General features: G+C 64.4%; 25 protein-coding genes and 2 pseudogenes. 10 read left to right on the top strand and 17 right to left on the bottom strand.

Annotated features, from left to right (window positions below; all coding sequences use genetic code 11):
- Positions 1-11: 11 nt before the first annotated feature.
- Positions 12-173 (bottom strand): hypothetical protein, encoded by a 162-nt coding sequence (locus JOF56_RS47930; RefSeq protein ID WP_209646143.1) that lies wholly within the window; start codon positions 171-173, stop codon positions 12-14.
- Between the two features lie 105 nt (positions 174-278).
- Here JOF56_RS47930 and JOF56_RS47925 point away from each other — a divergent pair, with 105 nt between their 5' ends.
- Positions 279-530: a hypothetical protein gene (locus JOF56_RS47925; protein ID WP_209646142.1), complete on the top strand. Its 252-nt coding sequence runs from the start codon at positions 279-281 to the stop codon at positions 528-530.
- 442 nt (positions 531-972) lie between these two features.
- Here JOF56_RS47925 and JOF56_RS47920 read toward each other — a convergent pair whose 3' ends face one another.
- Positions 973-1,230, bottom strand: coding sequence for an integrase core domain-containing protein (locus JOF56_RS47920; protein ID WP_245380884.1), 258 nt, complete (start codon positions 1,228-1,230; stop codon positions 973-975).
- A gap of 56 nt (positions 1,231-1,286) precedes the next feature.
- On the opposite strand from JOF56_RS47920, the gene JOF56_RS60960 reads away from it, so the two are divergent.
- A complete protein-coding gene (locus JOF56_RS60960; RefSeq protein WP_372448326.1) occupies positions 1,287-1,445 on the top strand; it encodes a DUF5372 family protein in 159 nt (52 codons plus the stop codon).
- Here JOF56_RS60960 and JOF56_RS60520 read toward each other — a convergent pair.
- The 5 genes from JOF56_RS60520 to JOF56_RS47895 form a co-directional block, all read right to left on the bottom strand.
- Entirely contained in the window at positions 1,404-1,622 is a 219-nt protein-coding gene (locus JOF56_RS60520; protein WP_307855834.1) for a transposase, read from the bottom strand. The two genes, JOF56_RS60960 and JOF56_RS60520, sit on opposite strands and share 42 nt — an antisense overlap.
- The gene (locus tag JOF56_RS60515) at positions 1,604-2,170 is read right to left on the bottom strand and encodes an integrase (RefSeq protein WP_307855855.1); all 567 of its coding nucleotides are present in this window, start codon (positions 2,168-2,170) and stop codon (positions 1,604-1,606) included. The genes JOF56_RS60520 and JOF56_RS60515 overlap by 19 nt, the downstream gene beginning before the upstream one ends.
- Positions 2,167-2,487: a hypothetical protein gene (locus JOF56_RS47905; RefSeq protein WP_209646138.1), complete on the bottom strand. Its 321-nt coding sequence runs from the start codon at positions 2,485-2,487 to the stop codon at positions 2,167-2,169. Before JOF56_RS47905 ends, JOF56_RS60515 begins: the two co-directional genes overlap by 4 nt.
- Before the next feature lie 706 nt (positions 2,488-3,193).
- Positions 3,194-3,529, bottom strand: coding sequence for a sigma factor (locus tag JOF56_RS47900; protein WP_209646137.1), 336 nt, complete (start codon positions 3,527-3,529; stop codon positions 3,194-3,196).
- Between the two features lie 15 nt (positions 3,530-3,544).
- A complete protein-coding gene (locus JOF56_RS47895) occupies positions 3,545-3,865 on the bottom strand; it encodes a YciI family protein (RefSeq protein WP_307855598.1) in 321 nt (106 codons plus the stop codon).
- Between the two features lie 150 nt (positions 3,866-4,015).
- On the opposite strand from JOF56_RS47895, the pseudogene JOF56_RS60955 reads away from it, so the two are divergent.
- Positions 4,016-4,500, top strand: a pseudogene (locus tag JOF56_RS60955) (DUF998 domain-containing protein).
- A 51-nt stretch (positions 4,501-4,551) separates the two neighbouring features.
- On the opposite strand, the gene JOF56_RS47885 reads toward JOF56_RS60955, so the two are convergent.
- Together JOF56_RS47885 and JOF56_RS47880 are read right to left on the bottom strand one after the other, a co-directional pair.
- On the bottom strand, positions 4,552-4,875 hold the full coding sequence (locus JOF56_RS47885; RefSeq protein WP_209646136.1) for an ArsR/SmtB family transcription factor: 324 nt from the start codon (positions 4,873-4,875) through the stop codon (positions 4,552-4,554).
- A gap of 656 nt (positions 4,876-5,531) precedes the next feature.
- Complete coding sequence (locus JOF56_RS47880; RefSeq protein ID WP_209646135.1) at positions 5,532-6,038, bottom strand: integrase core domain-containing protein; 507 nt, start codon at positions 6,036-6,038, stop codon at positions 5,532-5,534.
- A gap of 763 nt (positions 6,039-6,801) precedes the next feature.
- On the opposite strand from JOF56_RS47880, the gene JOF56_RS47875 reads away from it, so the two are divergent.
- Complete coding sequence (locus JOF56_RS47875; protein WP_209646134.1) at positions 6,802-10,170, top strand: NB-ARC domain-containing protein; 3,369 nt, start codon at positions 6,802-6,804, stop codon at positions 10,168-10,170.
- Between the two features lie 399 nt (positions 10,171-10,569).
- Here the strand turns inward: JOF56_RS47875 and JOF56_RS47870 are convergent, their stop codons facing one another.
- A complete protein-coding gene (locus JOF56_RS47870) occupies positions 10,570-10,854 on the bottom strand; it encodes an integrase core domain-containing protein (RefSeq protein WP_209646133.1) in 285 nt (94 codons plus the stop codon).
- 32 nt (positions 10,855-10,886) lie between these two features.
- Here JOF56_RS47870 and JOF56_RS47865 point away from each other — a divergent pair, with 32 nt between their 5' ends.
- A complete protein-coding gene (locus tag JOF56_RS47865) occupies positions 10,887-11,126 on the top strand; it encodes a DUF5372 family protein (protein ID WP_209646132.1) in 240 nt (79 codons plus the stop codon).
- Between the two features lie 628 nt (positions 11,127-11,754).
- Positions 11,755-12,306: an integrase core domain-containing protein gene (locus JOF56_RS47860; RefSeq protein ID WP_209646131.1), complete on the top strand. Its 552-nt coding sequence runs from the start codon at positions 11,755-11,757 to the stop codon at positions 12,304-12,306.
- 8 nt (positions 12,307-12,314) lie between these two features.
- On the opposite strand, the gene JOF56_RS59020 is transcribed toward JOF56_RS47860, so the two are convergent.
- The 5 genes from JOF56_RS59020 to JOF56_RS47835 all read right to left on the bottom strand — a co-directional run bounded on the left by JOF56_RS59020 (position 12,315) and on the right by JOF56_RS47835 (position 15,746).
- The gene (locus tag JOF56_RS59020; protein ID WP_245378711.1) at positions 12,315-12,509 is read right to left on the bottom strand and encodes a hypothetical protein; all 195 of its coding nucleotides are present in this window, start codon (positions 12,507-12,509) and stop codon (positions 12,315-12,317) included.
- 203 nt (positions 12,510-12,712) lie between these two features.
- Positions 12,713-13,033 (bottom strand): hypothetical protein, encoded by a 321-nt coding sequence (locus tag JOF56_RS47850; RefSeq protein ID WP_209646130.1) that lies wholly within the window; start codon positions 13,031-13,033, stop codon positions 12,713-12,715.
- A 185-nt stretch (positions 13,034-13,218) separates the two neighbouring features.
- Complete coding sequence (locus JOF56_RS47845) at positions 13,219-13,590, bottom strand: MarR family winged helix-turn-helix transcriptional regulator (protein ID WP_307855596.1); 372 nt, start codon at positions 13,588-13,590, stop codon at positions 13,219-13,221.
- An 897-nt stretch (positions 13,591-14,487) separates the two neighbouring features.
- Positions 14,488-15,381 (bottom strand): integrase core domain-containing protein, encoded by an 894-nt coding sequence (locus JOF56_RS47840; protein ID WP_245378710.1) that lies wholly within the window; start codon positions 15,379-15,381, stop codon positions 14,488-14,490.
- Between the two features lie 215 nt (positions 15,382-15,596).
- Positions 15,597-15,746: a hypothetical protein gene (locus tag JOF56_RS47835; RefSeq protein ID WP_209646128.1), complete on the bottom strand. Its 150-nt coding sequence runs from the start codon at positions 15,744-15,746 to the stop codon at positions 15,597-15,599.
- Between the two features lie 56 nt (positions 15,747-15,802).
- Here JOF56_RS47835 and JOF56_RS60950 point away from each other — a divergent pair.
- The 3 genes and pseudogenes from JOF56_RS60950 to JOF56_RS47825 form a co-directional block, all read left to right on the top strand.
- Positions 15,803-16,006 (top strand): annotated as a pseudogene (locus JOF56_RS60950) (hypothetical protein); the annotation flags it as partial.
- Positions 16,007-16,717: 711 nt separating this feature from the next.
- On the top strand, positions 16,718-17,332 hold the full coding sequence (locus tag JOF56_RS47830) for an alpha/beta fold hydrolase (RefSeq protein WP_209646127.1): 615 nt from the start codon (positions 16,718-16,720) through the stop codon (positions 17,330-17,332).
- Entirely contained in the window at positions 17,329-17,745 is a 417-nt protein-coding gene (locus JOF56_RS47825) for a hypothetical protein (protein WP_209646126.1), read from the top strand. Before JOF56_RS47830 ends, JOF56_RS47825 begins: the two co-directional genes overlap by 4 nt.
- A 282-nt stretch (positions 17,746-18,027) precedes the next feature.
- Here JOF56_RS47825 and JOF56_RS47820 read toward each other — a convergent pair whose 3' ends face one another.
- A complete protein-coding gene (locus JOF56_RS47820) occupies positions 18,028-18,177 on the bottom strand; it encodes a hypothetical protein (RefSeq protein WP_209646125.1) in 150 nt (49 codons plus the stop codon).
- Positions 18,178-18,325: 148 nt separating this feature from the next.
- On the opposite strand from JOF56_RS47820, the gene JOF56_RS47815 reads away from it, so the two are divergent.
- Positions 18,326-19,078 (top strand): integrase core domain-containing protein, encoded by a 753-nt coding sequence (locus tag JOF56_RS47815; RefSeq protein WP_307855595.1) that lies wholly within the window; start codon positions 18,326-18,328, stop codon positions 19,076-19,078.
- 171 nt (positions 19,079-19,249) lie between these two features.
- Here JOF56_RS47815 and JOF56_RS47810 read toward each other — a convergent pair whose 3' ends face one another.
- A complete protein-coding gene (locus JOF56_RS47810; RefSeq protein ID WP_209646124.1) occupies positions 19,250-19,426 on the bottom strand; it encodes a hypothetical protein in 177 nt (58 codons plus the stop codon).
- Positions 19,427-19,469: the final 43 nt, after the last annotated feature.

The raw sequence follows: 19,469 nt of genomic DNA, 5'->3' as shown, positions 1-19,469 counted from the left end.
TGGCAAGGAACTCACCTGGCGGGTCCTGGGTCGCGGGCGTCGACGAGCACCACGGCCGCGACATGCTCAGCCGCCAGCGGATACAACCGCACCGTCATCGGGTTCACCACGGCCTCCGTCATACCCGACAGTCCCGCGATTGTCCCGCGAACCGCACAGTCCCCGGTGCTCATGTGCCGTTCGTATGCGGTACCGCTGTGCCGTTCGGGCGATGGACTGGGGTCCAGATCAAGCTACACAATAACTGGGAATTCAGCGCCTTGAGGCAGGAGAACACGATGCTCCGAGTCGTGACGAAGCTGTTCACCGCGATGATCGTTGTGGCGGGCCTGGCCGTGTTCACTCCCCCCACGGCTGCCGCGACCACCAGTGGTATGTGGTTCAGGTCCGGCTCCTGGCCGACCAACGAGCAGTGCCAGCCGATCAAGGACGAAGTCTCGGCCGGCGGCAACCTGACCAACCCCCGGTTCGGCGAGCCGTGCTCACACGACTCGGCCGGCTACTACTTCAAGAGCTACCAAGAGTTCTGACGAATCCGCCAGGCCAGACGAGGCAGTCAGGCCACCAAGTCGGCAAAGCCCTTGATGTGATTATCCTTCTGTCGCAAGAGGATTAATCACACCAATGGCTCCACTCACGATCAACCAGGGACGTGGGCGTCAAGAACGGCTGTTGGTCGCCAGGATCGCCGTTGCCTCCTCGAGGTCCATGTAGCGCAGGCGGGCTTCGGACATCTCGTCGGTCCACCGTTCCGCGATGTCGTAACGTTCCATCGGGGGGGGGTATCCAACAGCTTGCGGCCGGGGAACACCTCATAGCCGTCGAGCAGGTCGACATGTTCCTGCATGCCTTCCTGGAAGGGGTTCTCGCGGCGCAGCACGTACTTGAGGACGGGCACCTCGTCCCAGAGCCTGCGGCCATCCGTCACGATCTCCAGAACCCTGTAGGTGCCGACAATTGCGTCCGCCCAGGTCAGGCGGCGTGACGGTATTCGTGGAGGAGGCCGCCGAGTCGATCGTGTCGTCGGATATCGAGATGGTTGAGCGCGTCTGAGTTTCTGATGGGTTCCGGTCGTGTGCCTTGTGGTGCTGCGGCGTGGAGGGCGCGGTGAGGTCGGTGCCGGTTGTAGAACGTTTCGTATTCGCGAAGTGCTCGCAGTAGGTGTGTCTGGTTGAGGATCAGGGTGCGGTCGAGGAGTTCGGTTCGGCAGGTGCGGATCCAGCGTTCCATGATCGCGTTGGACCACATCGTCAACTACACCCGATCCCGATGATCGGTACCGGCGGGTGCGGGTGACGCACCGGTTCCATCCCCTGTCCGGTCGCGAGTTCGAGTTCGTTGTGCACCGCCAGAACTGGGGTGAGGATCGGGTCCTGTACCGCTCAAAAACTCATCGCTGCAGTTCAGGCAGCTTGGCGGTACTCGTTGATGAGGCCACCGAGTAGGCGCTTGCGGAGGACGTGAGTGTGGCTGTGGCGCAGGAGTTTCGGCGGCTGGGCTGGTGCTTCGGGTGGTTGCTGGTCGCGGGCTTGATGTGGGCGATGCTGGTTGTAGTGTTGCTGGTCCTCGGCGAGGACACGGTGGGCGTGGGTCGCGTTCATGATCAGGATGTGGTCGAGAATTTCGCGGCGCAGGGTGCCAATGACTCGTTCGCAGTGGGCGTTTGCTTTGGTGCTTGTGGTGGTGTCTTGAGGATTTCGATGTTGTCTGCCTTGAAGACGGCGTCGAACGTGCGGGTGTATTTGGTGTCGCGGTCGCGGGTGAGGAATCGTAGGGATTCCATGCGGGTGCCGAGTTTGTTGGCCAGGTTGCGGGCTTGTTGGGTGACCCATTCGCCGGTGGGGTGCGTGGTGACGCCTGCGATGTGGAGGCGGCGGGTGCGGTGTTCGAGGAACAGCAGGGCATAGAGACGCTGCAAGCTGATGGTGTCGATGTGCAGAAAGTCGCAGGCGATGATGCTGTTTGCTTGCGCGGCAAGGAATTCTCGCCATGTCAGGCCGTTGCGGCGTGGTGCCGGGTCGATGCTGGCCGCGTGCAAGATGTTCCAGACGGTCGATGCGGCGACGGTATGGCCGAGCCGGGCGAGTTCGCCGTGGATCCTGCGGTGTCCCCGTCGGCTGTTCTCATTCGCGAGCCGCAGGACGAGCTGACGGATCGCGGCAGGTGTCACGGGTCGGCCCGGTGTCGTGCGTCGGCCGTGTAGTCCCATTTCCGGGCGGTGAGTCGGCGGCGCCAGGACAACAGGGTTGCCGGTGTGACGGGAAAGACCGATGCCCACCGGCGGCGGGAGATGAGCCTGGATAGGGCGCTGAGCCAGAGCCGGTCCGCGGGCTGATAGCGCGTGCCCTGCCCGAGGTGGCGGCGCAGGATCGTGTTCTCGTGTCTCAGGACAAGTAGCTCGGCGTCTCTGCTGGTCTCACGGCGCAGCAGCGCTCCGGGAATCGAGAGCAGGTGCTGGGTCATGCGGTACAGCAGCGAGACGATCATGCACGGATTGTCTCAACCAAACAGCAGGCCCGTTGACCAGCAGCGATGAGTATTTGAGCCCCACAGGTTGGCGATGACGCCGGCGATGTGCAGTCGTCGTGTGCTGTGTTCGAGGAAGACCAGGGCGTAGAGGCGTGTGCCGAGCGCGGTGCCGATGTGGAAGGAGTCTGCCGCGATGATGCCGCGGGCCTGGGTAGCGAGGAACTGTTTCCAGGTGGGGCCGGCTCGGTGTGGGGCGGGATCGATGCCTGCTGAAGTTCAGAATCTCCCAGATGGTCGATGTGGTGATCCGGTGGCTGAGTCCGGCGAGCTCGCCTTGGATCCTTCGGTGGCCCCAGCGCGGGTTGTCGTGGGCCAGGCGAATAACGAGCTTCTTGATGGCCGCGTGTGTGGGTGGCCGTCCAATCGGGCGTCGGCGCGCGCTGTAGTCCCACTTCCTGGCGAGGAACCTGCGGTGCCAGGCCAGGATCGTCGCGGGTTGAAGGGGGGATGTCCTGCCAGCCGCGTCGGGCGAGCAGCGAGGACAGGGCGGCGAACCAGAACCGGTCTGCCGACTCATATCGGACTTGACCGGGAATCTGGCGGCGGAGGACAGCGTTCTCGTGCCGGAGCACGAGCAGTTCAGCGTCCTTACTGATGTCATGGCGCAGCAGCACCGCGGGGACGGACAGCAGCCGCCGGGTCAGTTGGTACAGCAAAGACACAATCACCTGACCATGATCGCAACGGCATTCTTGGCGTCCTGACCAGGCGCTACGGCTTTTCGAGCGGTACAGGCTGGCTCATTGCCGAGGTCGTCGTCGAGGTCGACGCGCTGCGCTCGCCGCAGGTGGTCGATCGCGCGGCGCTTTGCCACGGAGGTCAGCCAGGCGCCGGGATTGTCCGGAACACCCTCGGCCGGCCACTGCGACAAGGCCGCGACCAGCGTGTCCTGGGCCAGTTCCTCGGCGAGCCCGACGTCGTGGACGAGCCGAGTCAGCCCGGCGATGATCCGGGCCGACTCGAGCTTCCAGACCGCCTCGACGGTCCGTGCGACGTCCATGGGCTCAGCCGCGGGTCAGCTGAACACTTGCTGGATGATGGTCGTGCCGTCCCCGCCGATCGCGGCGGCCCGCCGGGTCAGCTCGATGGCCTCCTCCCGCGAGCTCACCTCGACGAGCGCGAACCCGCCTGCGGCCTCCTTGGCCTCGGTGAACGGCCCGTCGGTGACGGTGAACTCGCTGCCCAGGCTCGTGACGTGGATGCCTCCCGGTTCCAGGCCTCCGGCGGCCAGCAGGACGCCCGAAGCGGACAGCTCCGCGACGAACTTGCCCATCTCCTCGTACTGCTGCTCGTCGGGGGTGCTGCCGTCGCCGAACGTCGTCATCAGGTAGCGCACGGGGTTTCTCCTTCGCTCGACTTGCGCGGCGGGGTGCCGTGCCCTGTCGTCGGCTGAGCCTCGCGACAGGGAATCCTACCGTTCCCTGTCACATTGGCCGGATCGACGTGGGGATGAGGCAATCAGACCTGATCAGCGAAGGAAGATCCGATGACCACCGTCACGGCCCCCGCCACCACCACTGCGACCGTCACCCCGGACACCCACACCCTGCTGGCCGGCCTGATCGCCGCCGGACCACTCTGGGCCACCGTGTCGCTCGCCCAGGCCGTCACCCGCGCCGGGGTCGACCTGACCCGCCACCCGCTGAGCCAGCTGAGCACCGGCGAGCTCGGCTGGCTGCAGATCGCGAACTTCGTGCTCGCCGGCCTGCTGACGTCGCCGGCGCGACCGGGCTGCGTCGCGTGCTCGCCGGGCGGCCCGGCGGCCGGTGGGCGGCCCGCCTCGTCCGCGTGTACGGCCTCGGCTGGGTCACGGCCGGCCTGTTCGTCGTCGACCCGGGCAACGGCTTCCCGGTCGGGTCGCTCCCGGCGACGTCGATCAGCTGGCACGCCGCCGTCCACCTGGCCGCCGGGCAGGTCTCGTTCATCGCCCTGATCGCCGCTTGCTTCGTGCTACGCCGCCGAAAAACTTGACTCAAATGTCGAAGTTCTAGGGGCCTAGTTGATGGGCCTAGTTGATCTAGGCTAGACGTCTGCCGTGGCGGTGCCGATCAGGGTTGCGGCGTCGATGTCTGGCTGGCCGACTCGCTGGCTGTCGTTGTCGAGCAGGGCCATCCCGAGCGCGGTCGCGTGGTGCAGCACTCGGTTGCGTTCGCGGTGGCTGGTGATGAGGCCGGCCTGGCGCAGGACGGTGGTGTGCTGGCTGGCGTTGCCGGCGGAGATTCCCAACCGGCGGGCGATGGTGGTGGTGGTCGGGGACCCGCAGATCTCCTCCAGCACCGTCGCACGGGTGGCGCCGATCAACGCGGCGAGTGCGCCGGGCTCTGGATGGGGGGGTGAACAGCGCATTGGGCTGCTTGGCCACGGAGTAGACCACCACGGGCGGGAGCGTGGGGTCGAACATGGTCACGGGTCCGCGAAGGCAGAAGTAGGAGGGGACGAGCAGCAGGCCGCGCCCGTTGAGGTGCAGTGCCTGGTCGCGGCGGTGCGTGGGTAATCGCAGTTCGCCGGAGCTCCAGCTCATCGTGGGGCCCAGGCTGGCCAGTAGGCCCTCGACCCCGCCGCTCGCCAGGGCACGCGTGCGGAGCTGCCGGTCGCGCTCAAAGGCCGCCTCGATGGTGCGCCGGTATGGGTTGATCGCCAGGTGGTAGCAGGTGCGCATGGTGTCGGTGAGCTCGGTGAGCAGGGCGGGCTCGCCGCTGGCGAGCCGGCCGGCGCTGTCCGGCAATGGTTGCGTCTGGGCGAGGTGCCGCAGGTCGTAGCCGAGGGAGCCCCTGGGTGTGGTCCGGATGGCCTCCAGCCCGTGCTCGAGACCCTGGCTGGCTGAGGAAGTCCGGGAAGTAGCCGACCGGTGGGGTGAGCGCCAGCAGCAGGCGCAGCCGGTCGCCCAGCGCGGCCTGCCGGATCGCCGCCGTCGCGGTTCGGCGCCAGTCCCGGAAGAGCAGGTCGCCGGGTTGGGGGCGGAGCAGGTGCAGGTGTACCGCTCGAAAAGTCATCGCTGCAGGTCAAGCCGCGTAGTGGTACTCGTTGGTGAGTCCATTGAGGACGTGTGTGCGTCGCAGCGTGTGGGCAATGGTGCTGTCTGCTCGGTCGGGCTGCTGGTGACGGTCGGGTGGTCGCTGTTCTCGGGCTTGGTGTGGCCTGTGCTGGTTGTAGTGCCGCTGGTACTCGGTGAGGACCTCGCGCGCGTGTGCTTCATTGAGGATCAGAACGTGGTCGCACACTTCGCTGCGAAGGGTTCTGATGACTCGTTCGCAGTGGGCGTTCATCCGCGGTGCCTGGGGTGCGGTGGTGAGGATGTCGATGTCTTCGTCTTGGAAGACGGCATCGAAGCTGCCTGAATATTTCGTGTCGCGGTCGCGGAGCAGAAATTGGAGCTTGCCCTGAGGGCCGTCGGTGATGGTGGTGAGGTTGCGGGCTTGTTGCGTGGTCCATCCCTGGGTCGGATGGGCGGTGACGCCGGCGATATGTAGCCGACGTGTGCCGTGTTCGAGGAAGACCAGCGCATACAAGCGTTTGCCGAGTGCGGTGTCGATGTGGAAGAAGTCCGCGGTGATGATGCCGTGAGCCTGCGTGGAACTGTTTCCAGGTAGGGCCAGTTCGGCGTGGCGCGGGCTCGATACCGGCCGAGTTCAAGATCTTCCCAACCGTCGATGCGGCGATCGGATGTCCGAGCCCGACGAGCTCGCCCTGGATCCTTCTGTGCCCCCAGCGTGGATTTTCCCGGGCCAGGCGAAGGACAAGCTTCTTGATCGTTGCATGGGTGGGTGGCCGTCCGGTGCGTTGTCGGAGTGCGCTGTAGTCCCACTTCCAGGCGACGAATCTACGGTGCCAGGCGAGGATCGTCGCGGGTTGGACGGGGAAGGCGTGCCAGCGGTGGCGGGGGAGTAGCGAGGAAAGGGCGGTGAACCAGAAACGGTCCGTTGGTTCGTACCGGACTTGACCAGTGATTTGGCGGCGGAGGACTGCGTTCTCGTGCCGGAGCACGAGCAGTTCAGCGTTCTTGGTGCTGTCCTGGCGTAGCAGCACGGCGGGGACGGACAGCAATCGTCGGGTCAGGTAGGTGGTACAGCAGCGACACGATCACTGGAACATAGTCTCAGCGCCTGATCTGATGGCCTGACCAGGCGCTACGACTTTTCGAGCGGTTCAGGCCGGAGGCTTCGAATGGCACACCATCAATCCCTGCTACCAGACATTACCGCGAATGGCTGCTGATTTCGGGCTGGTCACGTGCTACGGCTGGATCCCAGCCCCAGCACTTGGAGTCAGTTGATGTCACCCTGGAAGCGCGGGTCAGGACGGCGTGCTCCCGCGCCGCTCGACGTCGCCGGCGGGTTCGTGCCCCGGCCGGAGCTGACCGACACGATCGTCCGCTTGCTGCTCACGGACAGCTTGATGCAGTCGGGCTGGGGCCTGAAATGGCGGAGCGGCTTCACCATTGAAGTAACCGGGGCAGCCGGTTGCGGCAAGACCGCTCTCGTCAGCGAGGTTTGCGCGCGCGATGACGTCAAGGCGGCGTTCAGCCGGATCGAGTGGGTCGACGTGGGCCAGGAAGTCCGTGGTCGCGCGGCAGTCGCCGAGATCATCGACACCACCAGCGCACGAGTCGGCGGGCAACCACCGGGCATAACCAACCCCCGGCAAGCCGGACTTCGGCTCGAGAAGGAACTCCAGTCCCCAACCGGCTGGTCGCTGCTCATCGTCGACGACGTCTGGACATCCGAGCAGGTGGACCCGTACCTGAACGTCAGAAACAACTACACCCTCCTGGTCATCACCGGGATCCCCGACCTGCCGCTGCGCTACGCGCCAACCGTCAAGGTCGACCAGATGAGCCAGGCGCAGGCGCGCGAGCTGCTGACCGGCGGCCTCACCGATCTCCCCCGCAAGCTGGGCAAGCACCTTCTTGAGAGGATCGGAAGGTGGCCGCTTGCCCTTACCCTCGCGAACGCGGCCCTCCGCCGTGCCGCCCGCGAGGGTGCCGGCATCACTTACACCGCAACACGTCTGCTAAGGCGGCTGCAGGAGCTGGGCCCGTCAGTACGGGATATCACCGAAGCGGCACGGCGTGACTGGACAGTGGCCGCGTTGCTCGGATCGTCGCTCGGAATGCTGGGTGCCCACCGGGACCGGGTCGTCGAGCTGGCGATCTTCCCGGAGACCACGGAGATCCCGCTGAATCTGGCCGCGCTGCTGTGGCAGCGGACCGCAGGACTGTCCAAAGAGGACAGCTTCCGGCTCACTCACGACCTGGCCGAGCTGTCCCTCGTGACTTGGCGCGCCGGCCGGTCCACCCTGCGAGTGCACCACCTCATCCGCACCTGTCTCCGCCAGGAATGCGGTCCAACCCGGCTAACCGAACTGCACAACGTGCTGCTTGACGCCATCGCGTCGACCCTGACCGTGTCGACGGTGACCGAAGAGCGTGCGGTCCCGTGGTGGACCTTGTCCAAGTCAGCCGAATACCTGTGGCGCACACTGACTTATCACCTGCGCGGCGCAGGTCGGACGGACGAGTTGCACACCCTGGTCACCGCACCCCACTGGGTCATCGAGAAGATACGGACATTCGGTTCGGTCGCCGTCGCTGCGGACCTGGCACTCGCGGACACCGCGGCCGCCCAGGAACTGAGCAGGTTCCTCGACCAGTTCGGCCAGCTCTTGGTCCCCGGCACTCCCAGCCACGCCGTGATCAGCGCACTCGCCCACCGGCTTCCCGCTTCCCCCGCGCTGGAAGAACTTTGCCGCGCCGCCGAAGCCGAAACCGCTGGGCTGCCACGACTCGTACCGCTCAGGGACCTTCCTGACCCGCCAGATCCAGCGTTGATCCGCGTCCTGAACGGACACGACGACTACGTCTGTTTCGCGTTCACCCCTGACGGAACGAGGCTGGTTTCCACCACGAGCGACGGCATACGAGTCTGGCATCCAGCGAGCGGGCGCCTCATCCAGCACATCGCGGACACCGTCGCCGACGACATCGTCGTGTCACCCGACGGTCGGTTCGTTGCCGTAGAAGCCGATGGCAACACGATCGAGTTGCGGGACACGGAAACCTGGCAGGTTCGCACTGTCCTGCGTGGACATCTTCAATGGCTGTGCTCCTTCTGCTTCATGGCCGACGGCCGCACGTTCGTGAGCACGAGCAATGACAACACACTTCGCGTCTGGGATGTCGGGACTGGAGAACAGCTCACCTCGATCGAGACACCCGAACCACTGAGAGAGTGTGCCGAGACACCGGACGGAAGCCTGCTCAGCCTGGACGACGAAGGGCTGAAGCGATGGGATCTCACGTCCGGAAGCTATACCGGCCTGCTGACCATCGAGTCGCTCGACGAAACCGGGCTGGCAATCAGCCCGGACCAACGCTGGGCGATAACCTTCGACGACGGGCTGAAAGTCCACGACCTGAACGAGATCACCAACCCACCCAGGACTCTCCGCCATCTCACAGAGCTCACCGCCGCAGTCTTCTCGCCGGACAGTACTACTCTCGCCGTTGGCGACGCGGATGGATTCATCGTGCTGTGGAATAGCACTTCGTGGCGTCCGATCCGCGAAATCTCAGGGCACGGAGATAGTGTCTTCGAACTCGCTTTCGCTCCTGACGGGTTGTCGCTGGCCTCAGCAAGTACTGACGGAACGGTGCGACTATGGAATCCCGCGCTGGCTCGCCGGAAGATCACTGACAGAAAGGCAGTAGACGACGAGACCAGGATTTTCGCCGCGGCACTGGACGGATCCTGGCTGGCGGCCGCGAGATCCAGATCCGTCGCCGTCTACGACACCGCCTCCGCCAGAGTTCACGAGATACTGGAGTTCTCCGATCCTGTTTACGGTCTCGCAACTACGGCCGGTGGAGCCTTGGTCGTTGAACTGTTCGCCGAGGTCCAAGTTCGCGCTCCAAACGACGGCGAGCACACCTCTCGATCACTTCGTCACACCCTGGACCTGGGGATCGGCTACATGACTGCCAACGGTGACCTGGTCTGCGTCACAGACTCCGACGACCGCGTGATCGTGTGGGACGTGGCAACCTGGCAACCGCCGGTGTTCATCGAGGTCGCCGAACCAGGCCCGCGAATCGTAGACCGGCAGGTGGCCGAGGCGAACTCCATGACCAACCGGCTCGCGCACCAGACCAGGACAGACCCCAAACGGGGTGCCTGCGTGAGCGTGAAGATCGCACCCGACAGCCAATGGCTCGCCATACTCGCCGGGAAGACTATATATGTCGTACGACCGAAGACGGCGGAGAACATCGCCACTCTGGCTTTCGCCCAACAGGTGGACGGCATTCAGATAACACCGAACGGCCGCCTGCTTGCAGTCCGCATCAACAAAACCATCCAGTACTGGAACACGAGCTCATGGAAAAAGGAGACCGAGTTCACCGATCACAACAAAGCCACTTCAGCACACAACGGCACCTGGTCACCGGATTGTTCAGTCACCGTTGCCACGTCAGCAGACCGCACACTACAAATCTTCGACAGCGCCGACTGGACATGCCTCACGAAACTCCGCATTGACGACGAACTGAGGAGCTATGTGTGGCTGGACAACAACCGTCTGGTGGCGATCGGCGGGCATGGGTTCTACTGGTTGACCTACCACCCCGGGAGCCGACGGAGCTGATGCAGAAGCGGACAGGATCTGACCAGCACGGATGACGTTTTCGGCAAGCGCAAGGTTGCGGACGTGCTGCACACGGTCGGTGTTCACCTCGATGTCGAGCTGGTTCGCGAAGACGATCATTCTGGACTATCGAACTGCCGCCATCAACGCCGGCTGGCCGCCACGTCGGGCCGCAATGGAGTCCAGCCAGTAGGGCTGGAGGCACGTGGCACGTGATGCTGCCGTTTGCCGGGTACGCGTTGCCGCAATGGAGTCCGGCCGGTAAGGCTGGAGGCACGGCTCGGCTGATTCGGGCCGTATGACCTGGGAAGATACCTCGGCGTGGGCGAGCGGTGGCCACAAACGGTCGAGCGTGCCTGTCCTGGTCGAAAACTCGGTTACCGGTTCTGGCCTGGACTTTCATGCGGCGGGTCGGTACTCGTTGAGCAGTCCGCCGAGACACTGGCGGTGTCGGATCGTGTCGATCCGGGCCGGGAACGGGGCCGTGTTCGGTTCGTCGTTGGGAGCGCGCAGAAGCATTCCGTTGCCTTGGTGGCTGCGCCCGGCGTTGTGATGGGTGACGTAGGTGTCGAGTACGTGGTGTAGGTGGCGTTGTCCGGTGATGAGGATCCGGTCGGTGCATTCTCGACGGAGAGAGCCGATCCAGCGTTCGGCGTAAGCGTTGGACCGAGTCGTCGAATGCACCCGATGGTGCCGGTGAGCAACGACTTGTGCGGGTGACGCATCCGTTTCACCCGTTGCGCGGGCGGGAGTTCGAGTTCGTGGCGCGCCGCAGCAACTGGGGTGAGGATCGGGTCTGTTTCCACGATGAGCGCGGCGAGTTGAAGTCCCTGCCTGCGGCCTGGACCGACGTGGTGGAACCGGATCCGTTCGTGGTGATGGCGGCCGGCCGTTCGCCGTTCCGCATCCAGGACCTGCTCGCGCTGGCCGACGTGCTGGTGAACCTGCGTCCCTGACCCGTCCGCGCTTGATCCACGTGTCAACCTGTGGGGTTTCAGAACTCTGCGCCGAGGTCGTGACCTGCGCGATCCATGCTTTTGATGCTGAGGCATGATCGTGTGGCGTGGGCTTGCGACTGTTGTACCTGATCTTCATCCGGCTCAGTGACTGGCTCGTCCTGCTCGGCCGGTCCTCGGCATCCAAGGACGTGGAGTTACTCGTCCTGCGGCACGAGATCGCCGTGCTGCGGCGCACGAACCCACCGTCCACGCGTGGATTGGGCCGACCGCGCGGTGCTCGCCGCACTGGCGCGGCGACTACCCGGCCTGCTCCGGAGACAGCGGTCGGTCACACCAGGCACCCTCCTGCGCTGGCACCGTCGCCTGGTGGCCAAGAAGCGGACCTATCCCCACCGGACAGGACGCCCTCCGATCGACCGCAGCATCGTCGCGCTGATCCAACAAATGGCACGAGAGAACACTGGTTGGGGACATCGCAGGATTCAGGGCGAGCTGCTCAAGCTCGGTCAGCGCGTGTCCGCATCGAGCGTCCGCCGCGTGCTCAAGCGTTTGCGGATCCCGCCAGCCCCGACCCGGGATTCGGACACGTCCTGGCGGCAGTTCCTGCCGCACCCAGGCAACCACGATGCTGGCCTGCGACTTCTTCACCGTGGACTGCGCAGCCACTCTCAAGCGGGTCTACGTGTTCTTCGTGCTCGAGGTCGCCACCCGCTACGTCCACATCCTCGGCACCACAACACATCCCGACGGACCGTGGACCACCCTACAAGCCCGCAATCTCCTGATGGACCTGGGCGACCGAGCTGACGGCTTCCGGTTCCTGATCCGCGACCGGGCCGGGCAGTTCACCACGTCATTCGACGGCGTCTTCGCCAGCGCCGGCATCAAGGTTGTCAAGATCCCGCCCGGTTGCCCGAGAGCGAACTGCTACGCCGAGAGATTCGTCGGCACAGTACGACGCGAGGTCACCGACCGACTGCTGATCATCGGCGAACGCCACCTGCACATCGTGCTGGCACGGTATGTCGTCCACTACAACCAGCGCCGCCCTCATCGAGCCCGGCAACTCATGCCGCCACGACCAGACCGCCCCGTTCCCCACCCGAGTCATGCCCAGGTTCGCCGCTGCCAGATCCTCGGCGGCTTGATCAACGAATATGAACCTGCAGTTGCCTGACAAGCAGGTCACGCCCCATGAGACCGGCTTCTGAAACCCCACAGGCTGAACCGCACTCTGGTGTCGCCGAGTTGGCGTTGCAGTATTCCGATCTGGTGGCGCAACGCGAGGATCTCGGTGTCCTTGTCCTGGTTGCTCATCGGGAGCAGACGGAGCAGGGCGAAGGTGTTCGTCAGGCCAAGGTAGGCCAGTCTCAGCAGCACGGCCAGTCATCCTGCCGTGCGGATCGCCAGCTCTTGAGACGGACGCGGCGACGGCGACACAAGCCGGGCTGACCAGGGCGGATGAGGTTTTCGGCAAGCGCACGGTCGACGGCTACCGACTATGTCCCATCCGCCGCATTCGCTGGGTCCCTTGTGCCCCCAACGCCACTTTCGGTGCGTATCCCGGCCCGTCCGGCACAAAATCAGCAGTTCTTGCCGACCGCTTCCATCAGTTTTCCGAAGCCGCGACCGTAGTGGGTGTCGCGGTCACCGGTGTGCACCTCGCGGTTCTGTCGTCCGCCGGTCCAGCGGATGAAACAGCCGGGAGCGTTCGCGACGAACGATCCGACGTTGTGCACGTAGTCGCCCGGCAGGTCCTTGTAGGTCTGGCGAAACGGGTCGAAGGTGACCGGCGGACCGCCGTAGTTGTACTGCTTGTAGAGGCAGATGATCCCTCGGCAGTCGTCGCCCGGATCCCGCGGCTTGGCGGCTGCGGCAGCCGTGCCCGAGAAGCCGATTGCCACACCAAGGGAAAGAATTGTGACAACTGCCGCAGATTTTGCACGTGGCTTGAACAAAGAAACCCCCGAACAATCGGAATATGTTCTGAAAACAACATTACCGAATCACGTACAACCCACGCCAGGGGTTTCAAGCTCAGCTGAAACCAAGTTTGTTGTGATGGATGAGCAGCCGGTGAGCAGTGCGCTCAATACCGCCGGTCCGCTGGTGAAAGTGGGCCGAGCAGATCGTCCAGCCGGTGCAGTTGCCGCTCGCCCGCCTTGGTGAGCGGCACGATGTTCCGGCGGCGGTCACCCGGGTCTGGCGTGCGCTCGACGAATCCCTGTTCGGCGGGCTCGTTGATCGCCCCGACCACGTCACCTCGGTCCATGTTGCCGTGCCGGCCGATCTCCGCCTGGCTCGCCGCGCCAAACTCGTGCAGCGCCGACAGGATCCGGTAGTGGTACCCCCGCGCCCCCGCCTCGGCGAAGCCTTCCGACGCCAGCCGGTGTGCGTGCACGGCGAGCTGCGTGATCAGGAAGCTCGGCTTCGCAAGCAGTCGCTCTGGGACCTCCACCACACCGGCCAGCCTACATCGTTGACGCGACCAAACGACCAGCCGGAATCCACCACGTCGCCATGTACCTCGGCGACACATCATCATTGAGCTACAGCAACCAGTGTTCCGTCCACATCAGACCAGTCCGACGCACACTCGCCGAGAACGCCATTGTGCCCCAGCTGATCTGTGTCCGCGCACCGTACTACCACGTTTGCCTGCAGTGCGCATCCGCATCCGTTACGTGGTGCCAGCCAAGGTCATCGACCAACTGGGCACTGGAGCCAACAAAGACCGGCAGCATAGTTGACGTCGCCAAGATCGCAGCCGAACGCGGTGTCGAGCGCGAACTCAAACGGCTCGGCCACTAACGTCGACATGACAAGTCCTCCGCGCTAATCCACTGGCAAGTGGAGGATTCGATTGAGTTTCGTCGGTTTTGGACGGTCCACGTAGGTCACATTTGGTCGTCACCTGGGTACTCGCGTCTCTGATTTTGGCTCTATGTATGGTAAAGTGGTAGACGGGTGAATAGTGCGCATCGGACACAGAATTGCCACACGAGGTCCAGTTCACCGGCAGGCGAACTGGACCTTCGTTTGCGCCCGCAAGCATCGGTCTCGGGTTCAAGGGTACAGCCGTTGGGGCCGTATGTGAGTAATGTCGTGCTTGCTCGAAGATGCGTGACCGCGTCGTCCGGCGACAACGGTCCCGGCATGCCCTGCGTGAGCAGGAACGCGACGATCCCGGCGATGAGCGTGTCCTCTCGAACGTAGAGGATCTTCGGAGCGTCCGGTGGGCGTTGTTTGCTGCTGGTGTGGCCGTGCCGACACCGGTAGCCGGCATGGCCGTGGACCCAGTGCGAGTCCATCCGCCTGTCCTGGTCGAAAACTCGGTTACCGGTTCTGGCCTGGACTTTCATGCGGCGGGCCGGTACTCGTTGAGTAGTCCGCCGAGACACTGCTGGCGTCGGATCGTGTCGATCTGAGCTGGGAACGGGATCGTGTTCGGTTCGTCGTTGGGAGCACGCAGACGCATCTTGTTGCCTTGGTGGCTGCGCCCGGCGTTGTGGTGGGCGACGTAGATGTCGAGTACGTGGTGTAGGTGTTTTTCTCCGGTGATGAGGATCCGGTCGGTGCATTCTCGACGGGCGGAGCTGATCCAGCGTTCGGCGAAGGCGTTCATCCGTGGCGCTTGCGGTGCGGTGAGCAGGATCTGGATGCCGATGGAGGTGAAGATCGCGTCGAAGGCGGTACCGAACTTTGCCTCATCACGGTCGCGAATGAGGTGTCTGAATTGGTGGCCGGCCGCTTCCAGATCGCTGGTAAGTTCGCGGGCTACCTGAACCACCCAATCGGTATTGGGATGTTCGGTGATGCCGAATAGGTGGACTCTGCGTGTCTTGATTTCGATGACGAACGCGACGTACAGCCGCTTCAGGGTCACGGTGTCGATGTGGAAGAAGTCGATCGCAAGCAGGCTGTCGGCCTGGGCTCGCAGGAAGGTGCGCCAGGTGTCACCGCGGCGGGTGGATGGCGGGACTCCATTAGCCCGCAGGATTTTGCGGATGGTCGAGGCGGCGACCCGGTGGCCGAGGCGACGTAGCTCGCCCTGGATGCGCACCACGCCCCAGGTCCGGTTCTCCCTCGCTAGGCGCACGATCAGGGCGGTCAGTTCGTCGCCGATCGGTGGACGACCCTGCGGTTTTGGCTGTCGCCACCGTGCGGCGATCAGTTTGCGGTGCCAGCGCAACAACGTTCCCGGCGTGACTATCCGGTAGTTGCGTAGGGGCCTTGGGAAGTATCCGGGCAAGTGCGGCCAGGATCGCGCGATCCGGCCAGGACAGGCGAGGTCTCGGGTTGTTCCGTCGCAGCACAGCGACCTCATGCCGCAAGGCAAGTATCTCCGCGTCCTTTGACGCTGACGATCGAGCGAACAGGGTAAGCCAGGACAGCACCTGGACAAAGAGCCGGTAGACCAGACGAACAGACACGATCGCCGATCATCGGACGTCGCGATTGCCCAGGTCAAACCAGATGGCCGCATTCTCGACCAGGACAGGCGTTCTCGTGCCGGAGCACGAGCAGTTCGGCGTCTTTGGTGGTGTCACGGTGCAGCAGCATCGCGGGGACGGACAGCAGTCGTCGGGTCAGGTGATACAGCAATGACACGATCACTGGGCCATGATCTCAACGCTTGCTTGGTGTCCTGATCAGGCGCTACGGCTTTTCGAGCGGTACAGGATGCGGCTGGGGCGGTGACCGCGTTCGAGGAATTGTTGGCTGATCGGCTCCGGGTGCTGGGTGCCGACCACCCCGACACCCTGGTTACCCGTAACAACCTCGCCCACTGGCGGGATCGGTTGTCGGACAGCGCCCGCCTCATAGTGCCGTGTTGTTGGCGCTCTCTGAAATTGGCTCTGTCCCTGATTGCATGACCTGCGGCCACCCGCTGCCATTGCTGTCGCTGACGGTACACGCCCGCGTACACCCCACAGCGGCCGTCGATTCGAGATACCCGGACATCGGGCCACAATGGACAATGCGCCGTCCACTGCCAATCTGTGCGGAGACTGAATCCGCTGAGCCAGCGTCCACTGACACCCGTCAGCCGAACGAGACTTTCGCGGGGACTCGAACCCACGACTTCCTGGACCACAATCAGGGCCACCACCCCTCCCGACCTCCGCTGTTAGACAAAATCCCAGGTGAGAGCTGTTGGTGTGCGTTGGTCTGCGGAGGTGTCCGGGCACGTCGACCGGTAGCTCGTCTCCCAGATTTCTCCCACGAAGGATCCGGGTCAGCGGTGAAAGACCTTCGTTAAATGTCCACATCACGCCAGGGCGCTGCTGCGCCATGCCTACCCCTGTCGTCACCCGGCATCAAGTAGGACAGTGGGAAAGACTGGACACCGTGGAGACGCGACCTTCGCTGGAAGCACTCTACGGTCGACGCCTCCGCAGTGGGCCCCATCTCGGCTCCCGACATTTCGAGCGCGGCGATAGGTGCACGACTTCGCCCGATCGTGGCCAGCGCTGTCGCAGTGGAACCGTTCGCACACTGACCAAACGAGGTGGTGAGAGCGAATGCGTTGGCAAAAAAGAATTGTGACGAGTTGTGCGGCAACGCTGACGATCGCTACGAGCGGGGTGGGGATCGCCACCGCCGCCCCATCGGCCGTCCCGGCCGAGGACCGCGAAGTACAGTTCGTGGTGGAGGACACGACCACCTACGGCACGGTGCATGTGCCGGCTCACCGGCCTGGTGCCACGTTGGTGGCGGCGCTGCTGCTGCCTGGCAGCGGTCCTACCGACCGAGACGGCAACGTGCCCCCGGACTTTACCCCCGCGACGCTGCGGTTGATCGCCGAGACGCTCGGGCAGGACGGGGTGATGAGCCTGCGTTTCGACAAGTACTTCACCGGGCTGACCGGTGGCGGGAAGTATCAGGACGATCCGAGCCGCATTGACATGGGCGCCTACACCCGGCAAGCGGTGGCCGCCTATAACGCCCTGCTGGCACAGCCCGAGACCGATCCCCACGCGCTGCTGATCGCCGGGCACAGCGAAGGCGGACTGCAGGCGCTGCTGGTCGCCCGGGTGGCGTGGCCGAAACCGGCGGGATTGGCCCTGCTCGCGCCGCAGGACCTGCGCGTCCTCGACATGGTCAACTATCAGCTCGCCGCTCTGATCGACCAGGCGGTAGCGGTCGGCATCCTCACCCGCGAGCAGGGCGAGGCGAACAAGGCGGGGGTTTGCAGGTGATCGCGGACTTCCGCGCCGGTCGTCCGCTGGACATCTCCGGGCTGGCGCCCTGGATCGCCAACATCCTGCATGTCATCTTTCATCCATACCATGTGCGGTTTGTTCGCAGCGATGACGCGATCTACCCGCCGGACGTGGCGCGGCAGATCAAGCACGGTACCCGGGTGATGGTCACCTGCGGCACTGCCGACACCAACGTCCCGTGCTGGACCACGCCCCCGCTGCTGGCCGCCTTGAAGCACACCAGCGGTCCCGGACTGAAGGTGCTGGCCGGTTTGGACCACCTCTTCCACCCCGCGGGCACCCCCGTCGGCGAGCAGATCCTCGCTCCAGCCGCGCGGCAGGCGCTGCACGAGTTCGCCCGACCAGGACACCGCATCGAGGCCGCCGCGCGGCTCTGGCCTGCAAACTGAGCCTAGGTTCGTCGCCCGGATGAGCCGAATGAGACCCAAAATGAGACCTACCGTGGACGCCAGCGACGTCATGTTGTTCGCTTCGCTGGCGTTTCTGCTGGTCATCGTTGCGGAAGCGGAGGGATTTGAACCCTGCGCTTGCCGAAAACCTCATCCGTACTGGTCAACCCTCTGCGCACGGGTGACGTCGATGCCGTCCCCTCACGGCTGGCGGTCCCCACGGCAGGATGACCGGCCGTGCTGCTGCGACTGGCCTACCTCGGCCTGACCAACACCTTCGCCCTACTTCGTCTGCTCCCGAGGAGCGACCGGGACAAAGACATCGAGATCCTCGCGTTGCGCCACCAGATCGCAGTGCTGCAACGCCAACTCGGCGACACCAGGGTGCGGTTCAGCCCGGCCGACCGGGCGTTGCTCGCCGCGCTCCTGCACCGACTACCACGCCAAATCCTGCGCAGACTCCGTCTGCTGGCCCGCCCGGATACGATCCCGCTGGCACCGCGACCTGTTCCACCGACGCCACGCCAGGATGTCCCGACCGAAACGCCTGGGCCGACCGCGCACCATCCGTTCTGTTCGTGTGCTGGTTCTGCGCTTGGCGAAGGAGAACCCGAATTGGGGCTACCGCCGGATCCGCGGCGAACTACTCGTCCTGGGCATCAAGATTGCCGCCTCGACCGTGTGGCAGATCCTCACCGACACCGGCACCGACCCCGCACCCGAACGCGCCTCCAGCACCTGGGCCCAGTTCCTGCGCTCCCAAGCCGACGTCCTGCTGGCCTGCGACTTCCTCGAAACCGTCACCCTCACCGGCACACGCATGTACGTCCTGGCCGTGATCGAACACGCCCACCGCAGAATCCGGGTCCTCGGCACGACACCACATCCCACCGCGGCCTGGGTGACCCAAGCCGCCCGCAACCTCATCATGGATCTCGATGACGCCGGCTGCCGAGCGCGATTCCTGATCCGCGACAGAGACGGCAAATTTCCTGACCTGTTCGACGTCATCCTCGCCGACGCCGGTATCGAGGTCGTGCTGAGTGGTGTTCAGATGCCCAGGATGAACTCGATCGTCGAGCGCTGGGTGCAGACCTGCCGGCACGAACTGCTCGACCGCGTCCTGATCTGGAACCAACGACACCTACCCCATGCACTCCGCGAATACGAGCAGTTCTACAACAACCACCGACCCCACCAAGGCATCGCCAACGCCCGACCATTACGACCACTGCCAGAGCCAATCACCGTTCCAGCCCAGATCACCCGGCTCGACATCCGCAGACGACCACGGTTAGGAGGAATCCTCAACGAGTACCACCACGCCGCTTGACCAGCACGGATGACATTTTCGGCAAGCGGAGGGACAGGACAGCGATAGGAGACGATGACACAGCAGGCACGGCCACGCTCCGAAGGTCACGGTGGCGTAGGAACCTTCATGATCAACGGTTCCGTCGTGCCTGCTCCGAACCGCCTGATCTTCGGTGTGTCGCAACGCAAATCAGCAGGTCAAGCCGCCGATATTCGACTTTGCCTCAGCCCTGGCGATGAACGTGTTCGGCTTGTAGCAGGACGCCTTGGCGACGTGTCCGCCAGGGGCCGCCGTCGTGAGGCTCACGGAACAAGGTCCCGCCGCCAGCGCGGGTTCGACGGCCACGACCATTCCGCTGACGGCCACCGCGACCCCAACAGAGTTGTCCGCATTGGTTCTCCCACTTCGG

Source organism: Kibdelosporangium banguiense, from assembly GCF_017876405.1.
In the GTDB taxonomy this organism is placed as follows: Bacteria; Actinomycetota; Actinomycetes; order Mycobacteriales; family Pseudonocardiaceae; genus Kibdelosporangium; species Kibdelosporangium banguiense.
This window is presented reverse-complemented; position numbering and strand designations above follow the sequence as displayed.

Coding starts and splice junctions, on each gene's coding strand:
- JOF56_RS47930 (WP_209646143.1), bottom strand. CDS start 173: ATGAGCACCGGGGACTGTGCGGTTCGCGGGACAATCGCGGGACTGTCG.
- JOF56_RS47925 (WP_209646142.1), top strand. CDS start 279: ATGCTCCGAGTCGTGACGAAGCTGTTCACCGCGATGATCGTTGTGGCG.
- JOF56_RS47920 (WP_245380884.1), bottom strand. CDS start 1,230: ATGGAACGCTGGATCCGCACCTGCCGAACCGAACTCCTCGACCGCACC.
- JOF56_RS47905 (WP_209646138.1), bottom strand. CDS start 2,487: ATGATCGTCTCGCTGCTGTACCGCATGACCCAGCACCTGCTCTCGATT.
- JOF56_RS47900 (WP_209646137.1), bottom strand. CDS start 3,529: ATGGACGTCGCACGGACCGTCGAGGCGGTCTGGAAGCTCGAGTCGGCC.
- JOF56_RS47885 (WP_209646136.1), bottom strand. CDS start 4,875: ATGCGCTGTTCACCCCCCCATCCAGAGCCCGGCGCACTCGCCGCGTTG.
- JOF56_RS47875 (WP_209646134.1), top strand. CDS start 6,802: ATGTCACCCTGGAAGCGCGGGTCAGGACGGCGTGCTCCCGCGCCGCTC.
- JOF56_RS47860 (WP_209646131.1), top strand. CDS start 11,755: ATGCTGGCCTGCGACTTCTTCACCGTGGACTGCGCAGCCACTCTCAAG.